The following is a 13,422-nucleotide window of genomic DNA, read 5'->3' on the forward strand; positions in this document are numbered from 1 at the left end:
GTGTACCACTCGGTGGCGAGCAGCCGGTCACGTGTCGCCTCGGGAACCGCGTCCAGCAGCCCCATCGTGGAGCCGCGCTCGATCTCCGACTCGTGCGCCCGCACCGCCGCCCACTTGCGCCCCACCCACGGCCTCCCGGATGTGCCCGACCAGCCGCCCGACCGCCTCGTCCAGCGGCGCGTCGACGAAGCGGGCGGCGCCCGGCGCCGACAGTCCGGCGTTGCCGTCGGCGTACCCCAGCAGTCGCGGCTCGCCCGCGCCGAGGATGTCCAGCGAACGCGCCAGCTCGGCGACCCGGCGCGTGCCCTCCGTCCACGTACAGGTGACGACGCCTGTCCTGGCGCCCGCGTCGGCGAAGCGGGCGAGCGTTCCACCGGTCCACAACGCCTCGTCGTCCGGATGCGCGTGCACGCACAGCAGGCTCGGCTCGGTCACGGATCCCCCTAGATCATCGGTCCGACGCCTGACGACGATACCGGCCCAAGCCCCGATACCGGCCCGGAAAGCACACCACCAGCCCATCCCAAGAGGCCTCGCCCGTCGGGCTTCTCCTCACCGGCGGGCAAATGCGTTGCTCAGCCTTCCCCTGCTGTGGCAGCGTCGGCCGGGACGGTACCCCGCGATCCAGCAGGAGGTGTGGCACATGGCCACCAAGGTCCTCGGCGAAGTCTCGGCTCGCACTTCGACGCGAGAGGTCGCCTGAGGCGTACCGGGCTCCTCGCGTTGGAGTGATCTTCCATCACGATCACGAGGAGCGAGAGTGTCTTCCCCACCATCCTTCGAGCCCCTGCTGGGGGCCGAGGGCAATCCCACGCCGGTGGTCCGGCACGGCGGCGTCGTGCTGCGCCCGGCCGAGCCATGGACGGACAGCGTCCACGCGCTGCTGCTGCACCTGGAGAACGCGGGCTTCACCGGGAGCCCACGCCTGGTCGGCGACGGTTACGACGAGGAGGGACGAGACGCCGTGACCTACATCGACGGCGACTTCGTCCACCCGCACGCCTGGTCCGACGAGGGCGTGTGGCAGGCGGGCCGCCTGCTGCGCGAGCTCCACGACGCGACGGCCGGGTTCCGGCCGCCGCCGGGCGCGGTGTGGCAGCCGTGGCCGTTCCACAGCTCCGCGCCCGATGCGATCATCAGCCATCGGGACACGGGACCGTGGCACACCGTGGCCCGCGACGGCCTGCCGGTCGCCTACATCGACTGGACCAGCGCCGGTCCGATCGACCGGCTGGACGACGTGGCGGGTGCCGCGTGGTGGAACGCCCAGCTGCACGACGACGACGTCGCCGAACGGCACGGCCTGCCCGGCGCGGAGGCGCGCGCGGGTCAGCTGCGCCGCTTCCTCGACGGCTACGGGCTGTCCGCCGCCGAACGCGGCGGCTTCGTCACGCGGATGATCGAGTTCGCCATCCGTGACTGCGCGTCCGTGGCGGTCAGGTCACGGATCACGCCCGAGAGTACGGACCCGGACCCGCTGTGGGCCTTGGCCTGGCAGGCGCGGGCGGCGGCGTGGATGCTGCGCCACCGGCCACTCCTGGAGAACGTCCTCACGGCGTAGCCGAACAACGGTGGCTGCCGCTCACCAAACGGCAGCCACCCGGTTCACCGAGGGTCCGGCGCGCCCAGGTGGCCCAGCCCGTTGGCCAGCAGGGCGTAGGCCCGTTCGGCGTCGCTCACCGCGCCCGGGTAGCGCTCGTCCGCGCTCTCGCCGCCCGCCAGCCGCATGGCATTGTCCATCGTCAGCGTCCAGTGGACCGCCTGGATCTGGGTGGCGGCCATGCGAGCGCCGAACTCATCGACGCCCGCCGTCTCCCGCAGCGCACCGGCGAGCGCCTCCTCGGCCGCCGCCTGGAACCGGTGCATCCGGGCGGCCAGCGAGGCGGTCCCATAGACCATCCGGTAGAGCGCCACGATCGCGGGTATGTCGTTGAGCCCGGTGGCCGGATCGCGCCTGGCCAGCGCGTCGAGGTAGTGCACCCGCAGCGCCTCCAGCGGCGTGACGTCCGCCGCTCGGGACTCGACCACCCGGGCGTTCTCCGTCTCGTGGTCGGCGAACCGTTGCACCACGAGATCTTCCTTGGCCGGGAAGTAGGCGAACAGCGTGCGCCTGGACACCTCGGCCGCCTCCGCCACCTGGGCCACCGACACCTGGTCGTACCCGTGCCGCAGGAACAGCTCGATCGCCGCCTCGGAGATCGCGGCGTGCGTCCGCTGCTTCTTGCGCTCGCGCAGTCCGGGCTCGTTCGTCACGCTCGTCACCCTACCAGAAACCTGCACTTGGACTTTTTCTGCACTGGGTATATATTCGCACTGAGACGACAGAAGCACTCAGGCGATAGAAGCACTCAGGCGATAGAAGCACTCAGGCGACAGAAAGAGGGACCGGCTCATGAGGGATTTCCAGGTGGTCATCGCGGGTGCCGGGCCGACCGGCCTGATGCTGGCGTACGAGCTGGCACTGGCCGGGGTCGACGCGCTGGTGCTGGAGAAGCTGCCCAAGCGCATCGAGCAGATGAAGGGCGGCGCTCTCCAGCCCCGCACGCTGGAGCTGCTGGAGCTGCGCGGGCTGCTGGAGCCGCTGCTGGGCCGGGCGCTGAACCGCGAACCGGTCGGCGGCCATTTCGCGGCTCTGCCGGTGCCGCTGGACTGCGAGCCGTGGCGGACCCGGCATCCGTACCCGGTCGCGGTTCCGCAGTGGGAGATCGAGGCGGTCCTGGAGGAGGCCGCGACCGCCCGAGGCGCGCGCCTCCTGCGCGACGCGGCGATCACGGCCGTCGAGCAGGACGCCGACGGGGTGACGGTGAGCGCCGGTGAGCGCCGGTTCCGGGCCGACTACCTGGTGGCGTGCGACGGTGGGCGGAGCACCGTACGCAAGCTGCTGGGCATGCCCTTCCCCGGCCGCGACGGGACGTTCGTGGCGGTGCTGGCCGACGTCCGGCTGTCCGCCACGTCCGCGTCGGTCCCCCAGGCGATGGGCCACATGAGCAGCCTGGTCCGCGAGGGCGGCGGTTACTGGGCGATGCTGGTTCCCATCGGCGGCGAGCGTTACCGGCTGACGTTCGGCAGCGAGGAGCAGGCGGACTTCGACCGCGACGCGCCGGTCACGGAGGAGGAGGTCACCGCCGCGCTGCGGGCCGTCTACGGCGAGGAGACCGTGCTGCGCGCGGTGGACAACTCCTCGCGCTTCACCGACGCGACGCGGCAGCTGGCGGACTACCGGGCGGCCCGGGTGCTGTTCGCGGGCGACGCCGCGCACATCCACCCGCCGTTCGGCGGGCAGGGCCTGAACCTCGGCGTGCAGGACTCGATCAACCTCGGCTGGCGGCTGGCCGCGACCCTCCAGGGCCGGGCGCCCGAGGGCCTCCTGGACCGCTACCAGGCCGAACGGCATCCGGTGGCCGCCCAGGTGCTGCACCACACGTCCGCGCAGCGCGTGCTGGGCGCGCCTCGGCCCAGCGCGGACGTGGCCGCGCTGCGCGACATCTTCAGCGACCTGCTGCGGCTGCCGGACGCCAACCGCCACATGGCGGGCCTGATGTCCGGCCTGTCGCTGGCCTACGACCTCGGCGGCGAGCATCCGCTGGCCGGGCCGCGGGTGCCGGACGCCGACCTGCTCGTCGGCTCGGCGGCGACCCGGCTGTCCGGGCTGTTCGGCGCCGGGCACGCGGTCCTGCTCGACCTGGCCGGGATCGTCCCCGCCGAGTTCCGGCTGCCCGCGCGGGTCGATCTCGTACGGGCCAAGTGCGGGGAGGACCTGGGCGCGGCGGCCCTGCTGCTGCGGCCCGACGGCTACGTGTGCTGGGCCGCCGACGACGCCGCCACCTGCGAGCGGACCCTGGCGGCCGCGCTGGCCGAGCACGTGGCCGTAGCGGACTGAGCACCGCGCGAGCGCAGTGGGTGGCCTGCGTGCCGATCAGCGCGCCGCGAAGAACTCCCGGAGCACCGGGGCGAGGACCTTCATCGACACGTTTGACCTTGGTGAGGAAGTACGACACCGTCTCACCACGCCGCCCGGCGGCGGCCAGCGCGGTCAGCCGCTCCTGGTAGTCGGCCGGCGGCCGGTGACCGCCCTCCCCCACCATGAACGGCGGCTCGTACAACGCCAGACGCTCGATCGGCAGACCGTCCGCCGCCGCGCGCAGGGCCAGGGCGGCGCCCGACGACAGGCCCCATACGTGCGCCGAGCCGCCGGCCGCCTCGATGACCGCCGCGAGGTCCTCGACCTCCCGCTCGACCGCGTAGGGCGCGGTGTCGCCACTGTCACCCCGGCCGCGCCGGTCGTAGGTGATCACGCTGAACCGGTCCGCGAGCAGCTCCGCCAGCTGGATGAACGTGGGGAAGGAACGGTAACTCATCGCCCCGCCCACGAGGATCAGCGCGGGCCCGTCGCCGAACCGGTCGTAGGCGATGGCGGTGCCGTCCTTGGAGATGGCCTGGTCCATGGTTCTCACTCCGCGAAAAGATGATCGAGCCAGGCGCGCCAGGCCGGGCCTTGGTCGCCGGTGCCGTCGAGAGGGTGGTAGGCGGCGCCGGTGCCGCCGAAAAGGTGGTGCGCGGCGACCATCGAGCCGCCGAACCCTTGCAGGAACCGGTAGAGCGCGTCCGGCGTCCGCACGCCGAGCGTGTGGGCGTTGGCGTAGTAGACGACGCCTTCGATCGGGGCGAGCCCGGCGGGCGCGAACCGTACGGTGTCGCCCGGCTTGGCGTGGCCCGGGGTGCCGAGCGCGCCGTAAAGGATCTCCCAGGCGCGCGACCAGTCGGCGACGGGCGGCCCGAACTCGGTGACGGGCGTGGCGGTCCGGCCGGGGAAGTACGTCAGGTAGGTGACCAGGGTGGCGAAGAACATCTCCAGCCCCCTGGACATGGCCTCGAACTCGGCCTCCCAGTCGTCGCCCGGCAGGAAGCCGCTGGTCACCATGCGCAGCGTGGTGCTGCCCTGGTCGCGCCCCTCGACGAGGAACTCGTAGGCGACGAACCGGCCGTCCTCCGCCGTCGAGCTTGCGTGCGCGAACCGGGCGGGCGGCTCGGCTGCGGTCACGGTGGATTCGGGGGTGTACTGGCCGAAAGCGGTGCGCACCACGCCGTCGGCCACCTCGTTGCGGCCCATGAACCACGAGTCGATGCCGGGGCCGGTGGCGATGGCCGCCCACACCTCCTCGGGGGTCGCCCCGACCTCGGCCTCCTGGGGAAGCTCGAAGGAATGTCCCACCTCAGTGCTCCTTCAGCGACGGGTGCACGGCGACGACCAGCCGGTGGTCGCGACCGCCCTCGGCTGTCTCGTCGTGGTATTTGCTCACCAGCGCGGTCACGGCGTCGGCCAGCTCCTCGGCGAAGGCCGCGCGGTCGGCCGCCGAGGCGAAGCGCACCTCGCCGTCGATCGCGAACGTCGCCACCCGCTTGCGGGCCTCGGTGGCGCCGGTGATCAGCGTCCCGACGTCGCGGACGAGCTGGGCGGCGACGGCGAGCAGCCAGCGGGCCGACAGCCGATCGGGTGCCTTCCCGGGGTCGGGCTGCACCGCGGCCAGCGCGACCGGGGAGATCACGAAGGACGCGGCCGTGGCCTGCATCACCCGCTCGGTGACGTTGCCCTTCTTGCGCTCCTCCACCAGCTCGACCAGCCCGTGCCGCTCCAGCGTGCGCAGATGGTAGTTGACCTTCTGCCTGGCCAGGCCGACCCTGGCCGCCAGCGACGTGGCCGAGCCGGGCTCGACCAGCTCGGCCAGCAACTTGGACCGCATCGGGTCGAGCGACGCCTCGGCTGCCGCGGGGTCTTCGATCACCGCCACTTCGTACATGGTGAAACGATGGCACCGAAAAAAGTTATTGTCAAGAAAGCCAGCCTGCTCGGCGGCCGATCATGCCCTAGGCCGACTGCCGAGCAGAAGGTGTCACGCGAGCGGCAGCCATGCGTGAAGGGCCGCCGTCAGGGTGGTGGTATCGGCCGGGCCGGGGCCGGACGCCCAGGCGACCGTACCGTCAGGCCGGACGAAGGCGGCCGTCAGGCCGTCACGGTCCTCGATGGTCGCCTCGACGACGTCCAGTGCGTCCCGCCAGGCCGCCGCCGCCTGCGCCGTCTCGGGTTGTGACGGCGCGTGGACGAGCAGCGGCCGGCCGGACGCGGCGAGCTCCGCGAGGGTCCGCGTGCCGCCGGAAGGCAGCGTGAGCCGCAGGTCGGGGCAGGGGCGGCCGGCCAGGGGGTGGGCGGCCGGGTACGGGAGGTCGTAGCGGGTGCCGAGCCCGTTCAGCAGCCGCCCGAAGTAGCGGTTGGCCTCCGGCAGGTCGAGCAGGTCCGACACGATGTCGCGCATGGCCGCCTCGTGCGCGCCGGGCCGCAGCAGCGCCGACTGGGCGCGGGTGTTGTGCAGGACGGCGGCGCCCACGGGGTGGCGTTCGGCGGTGTAGGTGTCGAGCAGGCCGTCCGGCGCCCGCCCGGTGACCGTGGCCGCCAGTTTCCAGCCCAGGTTGACCGCGTCCATCAGCCCCAGGTTCAGCCCCTGGCCGCCGTTGGGAGAGTGGACGTGCGCGGCGTCGCCCGCGAGCAGGACGCGGCCGAGCCGGTAGGTGGTCGCCTGGCGGGCGACATCGGTGAAGCGCAGGGTGTCGCGGACCGCGGTCACCTCGACCTCCACGCCCGTCACCCTGAGCACGCTGTCTCGCATCTCCTCCCCGGTCAGCGGCACGTCGCGGTCCTCGGGGAAGCCGTCGTGCTCGACCGTCGCCACCATGCCGGGCGCGTGCATCACCATCCCCGCCGGCTGCCAGCCCGGCGCGGGCAGCCGCTCCATGCCCGAGATGTCGCCGATCAGCCGCCGGACGACGCTCGTGGGGGCGGTGCCGGGGAAGTCGAACCCGGCCAGCTTCCGTACGGTCGATCGGCCGCCGTCACAGCCGGCCACGTACGCCGCGTGGACGCGCCGCTCCCCCTCCGGGGTCCGTACGGTCAAGGTGACGCCGGAGTCGTCCTGGGCCAGGGCCGTCACCTCGTGTTCGCGCAGGACCGGGACGCCGAGCGAGGCCAGGTGCTCAGCGAGGATCCGTTCCAGGTCCGGCTGCCAGATCAGGGCGCCGGTCCGCTCGGGTTCCTCCTGGAGGTCGGGGTCGATCTTGTAGATCTGGGCGAAGTGCCCCTTCTCGCTTCCGTGGTCGCGTGTTTTGTCGGCGAGCCCCTGTTCGTGGAACTTCGCCAGATCCTCCCCCAGCCCGCGGCGGCGCAGCGCCTCCACGGCCAGCGGCCCGATCCCGCGCGCCTTCGGCTCGCTCGTCGGCCGGGCGAGCCGGTCCAGCACCAGCGGCGTGACCCCGGCCAGCCGTAACTCGGCGGCGAGCAGCAAACCCACAGGTCCGGCCCCGACCACCACAACATCGGCGTTCATACGCCCTCCAAACTAGACTAGACCGTCTAGTCTCGTATACTAGTCCCCATTCCGAGAAAGTGGGGACAAACCATGGCCGACCACGGCCCGCGACGCTCACCGGCCAAGCGCCGGGCCATCCTCGACGCCGCCAGCCGGGTCTTCACCGACCTGGGCTACGCCCGCGCGAGCGTCGACGCGATCGCCGCGGCGGCGGGGGTGGGCAAACAGACCGTCTACGGCCACTTCGGCGACAAGGAACAGCTCTTCCTCGCCGCGATCCAGGAGGCCAGGTCAGGGATGGCAGACACGCCGAGCCAGACCCTCGCCCTCACCGGCGATCCGGGCGCGGACCTGACCGTGCTCGGTGAGCGGACGCTGGACGTCGCGCTTTCGCCGCGGGTGGCGGCGCTGCACCGGCTGACCATCGCGGAGGTGGGTCACCATCCGGAGTTGCAGCGCACCTGGCGGGCGAGTGCCTCGTCGGTGGACAGCGGCGTGGCGGACTACCTGCGCGCCTGCGACAGTGACGGCAGACTGCGGGTGCCGGACCCGGTCAAGGCGGCCCGCCAGTTCCTGCACCTGGTGATCACCGAAGCGCGGATCGAGACGGCGTACGGCATGCTGCCCCTGCCACCCGCACGACGGCACGCCATCGCCGTCGAAGCCGCCGACCTCATCGTCCGCGCCCACCGGCCCTGAATCCACCCGCAATGCGGAACGATCCTTGCCGCATTACTCCCTACGGTGAGTCTCATGATGAGAATGTCGTGGTCCCAGGTCAGCGCCAGGCGTTTGGCACGACACGGCCTGGCCGCCCCCGCGAAGGACGCCACCCCGGCGGACATGGTCACCGCCATGTGCGGCGCCCATGCCCAGGTGATGTCGGCGGCCGAGCTGTCGATCGGCCTCCGCCTCGACGGCGTCACCCGCACCGGAGTGCGCGAGGCGCTGTGGGGCGAGCGCACCTTGGTCAAGACGCACGGCCCGCGCGGCACCGTACACCTGCTGCCCGCCCGCGACCTGCCGATGTGGGTGGGCGCCCTGTCGACGCTGCCGATCGTGAACTCCGTTGCCGCCCAGGACGTACGCATGACGGCCGCCCAGACCGACCAGGTCGTGGAGGCGATCCGCGAGGTGCTGACCGGAGCCGCCCTGACGATCGACGAGCTGAGCGACGCGGTCGTGGCCGCCACGGGGCCGTGGGCCGGTGATCTCGTCATGCCCGCCTTCCAGACCATGTGGCCGCGCTGGCGGCAGGCCATGGCGACGGCGGCGCACCGGGGGGCGTTCGTGTTCGGCCCGGCGAAGGGGCGCAAGGTCACCTATACCGCCCCGCCCGCAGGACGCGCCAAGCCCGTCAACGACTGTCTGGTTGAGCTGGTCAACGCCTATCTGAGGGCGTACGGTCCCGCCACGCCCGAGCAGTTCGCCAAGTGGATCGGGGCGCCGGTCAAGTGGGCGGCAGCGGGCTTCGCGGCGGCCGAGCCGGAGCAGGTGCTGTTCGAGGGCGTCCCGGCCTGGGTGGCGGCCGGTGACACCGAGGTGCCGGACGAGCCGCCGAGGGGCGTACGGCTGCTGCCGTACTTCGACGCCTATGTCGTGGCCGGGAGGCCGCGCGAGCTGCTGTACCCGGGCCCGGCCGCCGCGCGGGCGCTGAACGGCGGCCAGGCGGGCAACTTCCCGGTACTGCTCGTGGACGGGCAGGTGGCGGGGGTGTGGCACCAGCGGCGGTCCGGCCGCCGGTTGGCCGTCACGGTGGAGTCGCTGCGCGAGCTCACCCCCGCCCAGCTGCGCGAACTCGACGAGCAGGTGGCGCTCACCGGACAGATCCTGGAGGGCGAACCGCAGCTGACGCTCGGCCCGATCACCGTGGGCGGCCACGCTTGACGTTGACCGATCTCATCGCCGTCGGTGTCACGCTGAGGCCGACAGCCGGCCGATCACGCAGTGGCCATCACAGGCGCGCCCACGGGGCTACCCGTGACCGCGCCGAACAGCAGCGCCGCCGCGCGGCCACCCAGCACGCCCTGTCCCGCGTGAACCCGTCCCCTTTTCGAGGTGATCGCCACGTGCTCGCGTGAGGATCCATCGAAAGGTGGACTGCGAAAAGGCCGGGAAGGGAACGTCCTAGCCGAGGAAGACCACCTGGAAGCTGGTGTTCGACAGCGCCGCGAAGCCGCAGGGCTGGGTGCCGAACACGTACTGGCAGGGCCCGGGACCCCAGGAAGTGATGTCTCCGTCGGGGGTCAATCGCACGGTTGATCCAACGGGCACCATGTACAGGCAGTTCGAGACGGAGCAGGTGCCGGTCGGTGATCCGTTGACGCGGATGCTCACAGAGCCGTAGGCGCCGCGCAGTTGCAGGTTCACGGCGACGTCCGCGAAGGCGCGGGCCGCGTCGGCGGGGAGAACAGCCGCGACGATCAGCGCGGATGCGATGAACGCTGCCGCTCGCCGCCGTATACGCCGTATTCGCCGCACGTCGAGCCGGCTGTGAGCGGAAGTCGATGCTGTCATTGGCGTGGACCCTCCGTGAATGTTCGACTGACTTGTCCGGGACCAGGAGTGAGGGTGGTCGGCTCCGGATACCGGCCGCCGATATGCCGACCGTGAGGCGTCATGCCCCCGCTCCGCAACGGCCGCCGAATCATCCGTACAGCCCGTACAGGGCGGCTGTAACCAGTTGTGATCAGTCAGCGACATACAGGGGGCGCCGGCCGATGGCGCGTAGCTCACACGACTGCAGAGGAGGCCGTGTGTCCGAGTCCGCCAACGCCGATCCGGGCCGTCCAGACGGACTCGGCGGTGAAGCGGGCGTCGACGAACCGCGTCGTCCCCGTGGGCACGGTGATGTTGACGGACGCCGTCGGGATGTTCCCCCAGGCGCCGATGGTCTGGGCGGTCCAGGGGCCGCTCTCGCCGGTGAAATACTGCGCGCTGGTCTGTGTGCCTGTTTGGGAGCTGGCCACGGCCTGGGCCGCCGTGACCGTCAGCGCGAGAACTCCGGACAGCGCCGCCGCGGCGGACGCGACCTTGACGAGTCTGGACAACGGGGTTCCCCTCTCTACTCGCGCGAAGCCCATGCGCTCCGCGACGGGTGGTTGCCGGAACCACGCTGACGAGAACGCGGTGGCCGGTGAAGCCCTGGCCGAATCATCCGTACAAGCCCGTACAGGCACCGGGGCGTACTGGGCCGCGCGGCGGCCGGTCTGCCCTACCGATGGCCGGTGACGGGAGGCCCTTCCAGGAGGAGGCGATCGTCCGGCCGGCTGGGCAGCAGTTGTTGTCCCGCGCGGGTGGCTCAGAGCAGGAGTTGCGCGAGGCGTACTCGCCGAGTCCGGAGGAGATGGACTGGGCGGGCAAAACCATCGATGCCGATGAGAACCGGCTGTCGCTGATGGCGCCATCGGACGGAGCCGTCAGGGTGGAGGTGCGGCCGGAGGGACCATATCATCGAGGAACGCCCGGGCTTGGGCGGTGACGTGGTCCCGGCGCCAGATCAGCGTCAGAGGGCGGCCCAGGGCGGGGTGGCGCAGGGGGAGCGTGACCAGACGCGGGCCCAGACGCCGGGCGGCCGAGCGCGGCATGACGGCGATGCCGAAGCCGTGCTCGACCAATTCGGCCAGCAGGGCCAGGTCGTCGGTCTCGGCGCGTACGTCGGGGGCCAGGCCCGCTTCGGCGCAGGCATGCTCCAGCGCGGCGCGCAGTCCCGTACCGGGAGTGAGCGTGACGAGCGGCTGCTCGTGCAGGTCGGCGAGAGCGGCGTCGGCGTTGGCGGCGAGCGGGTGTCCGTCGGCGGCGACGATCACGAGAGGCTCGTGGCCGAAGTCGCGGGTGGCCAGCGTAACGGGCAGTCGCTGCCCGGCCGGGCCGGCGGGCAGCCGAGAGCCCGCGGTGCCGATTAGGGCGGTGTCGAGGTCGCCGGCGACCACCTGCTGGACGAGTTGCTCCGGGTCGCCGGTGCGCACGGTGAAGCGCACCTGGGGGTGGCGGCGCTGGAAGTGCGCGAGCCGGTCGAGCAGCGTCGCTGGGGGCGCCGGGACGGTGCCCACGGCCAGGTGTCCCGTCAGGACGCCCCGCAGCGCGGTGACCGCGTCACGGCCGGTGGCGGCCGCCTGGAGGGCGGCACGGGCGTGGGGCAGGAAGGCCTGCCCGGCGGCGGTGAGCCGGACCCGGCGCTCGGTCCGGTCGAAGAGCTTCTCGCCGAGTTCGCGTTCGAGCTGGGCGATCTGCTGACTGACGGCGGGCTGGGCGACGTGGACGCGGGCCGCGGCACGGGTGAAGCTGCCCGCTTCCGCCACGGCCAGGGTGTAGCGCAGCTGGCGAAGCTCCATAAGTTCTCCTTATCAGGCTGCCTATGGATCATATCTTGGACTTCTGGAACGCGCGGCGACAGGCTGAGGCTTGCACGTCCGGCCCCTGAAGGAGGACAGCTCATGTCCCGTCACCACCAAGCACTAATGGTCTGGATCGCCGTCCTGCCCACCCTCACCGTCGTGCAGCTCGTGCTCGGCGGCCTACTGGAGGCGGTGCCGCCGTACCTGCGGCCGCCGATCGTCGCCACGCTGGTGGTGCCCATCGTCGTCTACGGACTGCTGCCGCGACTGCAGCGGCTGCGCGCGCGGCTGTTCAAGAAACGGGCGGCCGGCGAGTGAACCCGGTCAGCCCTCGAGGTGCCGTCGCATCGCCTCGCGCGCCCTGTCGGGATCGCGGTCGAGGATGTGTTCCAGGATCACGGTGTGCACGGGTTCGCCGGCGGCGCGGACCTCGCGGTCGCTGAGGCTGCGCAGCATCAGGGCGTAGGTGAGGTCCTGGATCGCGGTGAACATCCTGTGGATCACCGGGTTGCCGGAGGCCCGCGCGATGGTCTCGTGGAAGGTGAGGTCGACGCGCGCCCTGGCGTGCACGTTGCCCGGCTGGGCGAACAGCTGGTGGATCCGCAGCAGGTCGGTCCGGTCCTGCTTGGTGGCGTTGGTCGCGGCCAGGCGGCGGCCTCGGTCTCCAGCATGACGCGGGCCCGCATGAGCTGCCGGGCGGTGACGCCCGCCGCGCGGGCCGCGAGGTTCATCGGCCGCATCAGGTGGAGAGCGCGGGGCCGGCGGCCGCGGTGGAGAGCGCGCTGTCGCTGTGCCGGCGCGGCGGGAGCGTGGTCCTGCTCGGCGTGTCGCCGGAGCCCGCTACCTTTCCCACGCTGGACGTGGTGCTGGGAGAGAAGCGGGTCGTGGGGTCGGCCTCCCACCGGTGGGACACCGACCTGCGGGCCGCGGTCGCCCTGCTGCACGGCGGGCGGATCCGCGTCGATCGGCCGCCCACGCGGACCGTGCCGCTGTCCCAGGCCGTGTCACGCGGGCTGGCCGACCCGCCGCCCGACATCGTGAAGACCATCGTCGACGTCGTCTCCTGAACTTGCACATTATGCAGATCGGTCTATTCTCAGTGGCGTGGCGGTCAAGGGTGATGAGACGCGGGCGCGGCTGATCGAGGCGGCTCGGACGCTGGTAGAGGCGAAGGGCTACCACGGCACCGGGCTCAATGAGGTGCTCGCGGTGGCGGGAGCCCCTCGTGGGTCGCTCTATCACCACTTCCCCGGTGGCAAGGACCAGCTGGTCAGCGAGGCCCTCGCCGCCGCCGGTCGAGAGGTCGACGGCATCGTGGTCGAGCTGGCCGAGACGGCGCCCAGCTCCCGCGAGCTCGTCAAGGCGCTGCTGGCCGCGCTGGCCGACAGGATGGTGGCCGCCGGCTACGCCAAGGGGTGCCCGGTGGCGACCGTGGCCCTGGAGGTCGCCGCGACCAACGACGCCCTGCAGCCGATTTGCGGGGACATCTACGCGGGCTGGCAGCGGGCGCTGGCCGACGCCCTCCGGGCCGACGGTCATGACGCGGCCGAGGCGGACGAGCTCGCGGCGACGGTGCTCGCCCTGATCGAGGGCGCGCTGGTGCTGGCCCGCGCCGGTCGTAGCCGGACCCCCATCGAGCAGACCAGTCGGCGCATCGCCAAGCTGCTCGGCACCGACTGACACCTTTCTGTTTCGGGGTCGGGCCTTTTGCTGTCCACAGATTATGT

At 72.0% G+C, this 13,422-nt stretch carries 16 protein-coding genes and 1 pseudogene; 7 read left to right on the plus strand and 10 right to left on the minus strand.

The features are described 5' to 3' along the window. Positions 1-27: 27 nt before the first annotated feature. A complete protein-coding gene (locus LDL49_RS12420; RefSeq protein WP_225291150.1) occupies positions 28-435 on the minus strand; it encodes a PIG-L deacetylase family protein in 408 nt (135 codons plus the stop codon). Positions 436-760: 325 nt separating this feature from the next. Between LDL49_RS12420 and LDL49_RS12425 the strand changes: the two genes are divergently transcribed. Continuing rightward, entirely contained in the window at positions 761-1,561 is an 801-nt protein-coding gene (locus tag LDL49_RS12425; protein WP_225291151.1) for an aminoglycoside phosphotransferase/kinase family protein, read from the plus strand. 44 nt (positions 1,562-1,605) lie between these two features. On the opposite strand, the gene LDL49_RS12430 is transcribed toward LDL49_RS12425, so the two are convergent. After that, positions 1,606-2,253 carry a TetR family transcriptional regulator gene (locus LDL49_RS12430; protein WP_225291152.1) on the minus strand — a complete coding sequence of 216 codons (648 nt, stop codon included), beginning with the start codon at positions 2,251-2,253 and terminating at the stop codon, positions 1,606-1,608. Between the two features lie 139 nt (positions 2,254-2,392). Between LDL49_RS12430 and LDL49_RS12435 the strand changes: the two genes are divergently transcribed. Continuing rightward, on the plus strand, positions 2,393-3,880 hold the full coding sequence (locus tag LDL49_RS12435) for an FAD-dependent monooxygenase (RefSeq protein ID WP_372470356.1): 1,488 nt from the start codon (positions 2,393-2,395) through the stop codon (positions 3,878-3,880). On the opposite strand, the pseudogene LDL49_RS59850 reads toward LDL49_RS12435, so the two are convergent. The 4 genes and pseudogenes from LDL49_RS59850 to LDL49_RS12455 form a co-directional block, all read right to left on the minus strand. Next, positions 3,861-4,445 (minus strand): annotated as a pseudogene (locus LDL49_RS59850) (alpha/beta fold hydrolase); the annotation flags it as partial. The gene LDL49_RS12435 and the pseudogene LDL49_RS59850 sit on opposite strands and share 20 nt — an antisense overlap. A 5-nt stretch (positions 4,446-4,450) precedes the next feature. Then, a complete protein-coding gene (locus tag LDL49_RS12445) occupies positions 4,451-5,212 on the minus strand; it encodes an SRPBCC family protein (RefSeq protein ID WP_225291153.1) in 762 nt (253 codons plus the stop codon). A gap of 1 nt (position 5,213) precedes the next feature. Further along, positions 5,214-5,798 (minus strand): ArsR/SmtB family transcription factor, encoded by a 585-nt coding sequence (locus tag LDL49_RS12450; RefSeq protein WP_225291154.1) that lies wholly within the window; start codon positions 5,796-5,798, stop codon positions 5,214-5,216. Between the two features lie 93 nt (positions 5,799-5,891). Beyond that, the gene (locus tag LDL49_RS12455) at positions 5,892-7,376 is read right to left on the minus strand and encodes an FAD-dependent monooxygenase (RefSeq protein ID WP_225291155.1); all 1,485 of its coding nucleotides are present in this window, start codon (positions 7,374-7,376) and stop codon (positions 5,892-5,894) included. A gap of 72 nt (positions 7,377-7,448) precedes the next feature. On the opposite strand from LDL49_RS12455, the gene LDL49_RS12460 reads away from it, so the two are divergent. Both LDL49_RS12460 and LDL49_RS12465 read left to right on the plus strand, forming a co-directional pair. Further along, the gene (locus LDL49_RS12460; protein ID WP_225291156.1) at positions 7,449-8,057 is read left to right on the plus strand and encodes a TetR/AcrR family transcriptional regulator; all 609 of its coding nucleotides are present in this window, start codon (positions 7,449-7,451) and stop codon (positions 8,055-8,057) included. Between the two features lie 54 nt (positions 8,058-8,111). Next, the gene (locus LDL49_RS12465; RefSeq protein WP_225291157.1) at positions 8,112-9,245 is read left to right on the plus strand and encodes a winged helix DNA-binding domain-containing protein; all 1,134 of its coding nucleotides are present in this window, start codon (positions 8,112-8,114) and stop codon (positions 9,243-9,245) included. Positions 9,246-9,485: 240 nt separating this feature from the next. Here the strand turns inward: LDL49_RS12465 and LDL49_RS12470 are convergent, their stop codons facing one another. The 3 genes from LDL49_RS12470 to LDL49_RS12480 form a co-directional block, all read right to left on the minus strand. Beyond that, complete coding sequence (locus LDL49_RS12470) at positions 9,486-9,875, minus strand: hypothetical protein (protein ID WP_225291158.1); 390 nt, start codon at positions 9,873-9,875, stop codon at positions 9,486-9,488. Between the two features lie 215 nt (positions 9,876-10,090). Beyond that, positions 10,091-10,408, minus strand: coding sequence for a hypothetical protein (locus LDL49_RS12475; RefSeq protein WP_225291159.1), 318 nt, complete (start codon positions 10,406-10,408; stop codon positions 10,091-10,093). 369 nt (positions 10,409-10,777) lie between these two features. After that, complete coding sequence (locus LDL49_RS12480) at positions 10,778-11,692, minus strand: LysR family transcriptional regulator (RefSeq protein ID WP_225291160.1); 915 nt, start codon at positions 11,690-11,692, stop codon at positions 10,778-10,780. Positions 11,693-11,794: 102 nt separating this feature from the next. On the opposite strand from LDL49_RS12480, the gene LDL49_RS12485 reads away from it, so the two are divergent. Then, complete coding sequence (locus LDL49_RS12485) at positions 11,795-12,013, plus strand: putative antibiotic biosynthesis monooxygenase (protein ID WP_225291161.1); 219 nt, start codon at positions 11,795-11,797, stop codon at positions 12,011-12,013. Positions 12,014-12,019: 6 nt separating this feature from the next. Here LDL49_RS12485 and LDL49_RS12490 read toward each other — a convergent pair whose 3' ends face one another. Continuing rightward, positions 12,020-12,343 carry a FadR/GntR family transcriptional regulator gene (locus LDL49_RS12490; RefSeq protein WP_225291438.1) on the minus strand — a complete coding sequence of 108 codons (324 nt, stop codon included), beginning with the start codon at positions 12,341-12,343 and terminating at the stop codon, positions 12,020-12,022. A gap of 95 nt (positions 12,344-12,438) precedes the next feature. Here LDL49_RS12490 and LDL49_RS12495 point away from each other — a divergent pair, with 95 nt between their 5' ends. Next, the gene (locus LDL49_RS12495) at positions 12,439-12,762 is read left to right on the plus strand and encodes a zinc-binding dehydrogenase (protein ID WP_225291162.1); all 324 of its coding nucleotides are present in this window, start codon (positions 12,439-12,441) and stop codon (positions 12,760-12,762) included. Positions 12,763-12,799: 37 nt separating this feature from the next. Continuing rightward, positions 12,800-13,375, plus strand: coding sequence for a TetR/AcrR family transcriptional regulator (locus LDL49_RS12500; RefSeq protein ID WP_225291163.1), 576 nt, complete (start codon positions 12,800-12,802; stop codon positions 13,373-13,375). Positions 13,376-13,422: the final 47 nt, after the last annotated feature.

Source organism: Nonomuraea aurantiaca, assembly GCF_020215705.1.
Taxonomy (GTDB): Bacteria; Actinomycetota; Actinomycetes; order Streptosporangiales; family Streptosporangiaceae; genus Nonomuraea; species Nonomuraea aurantiaca.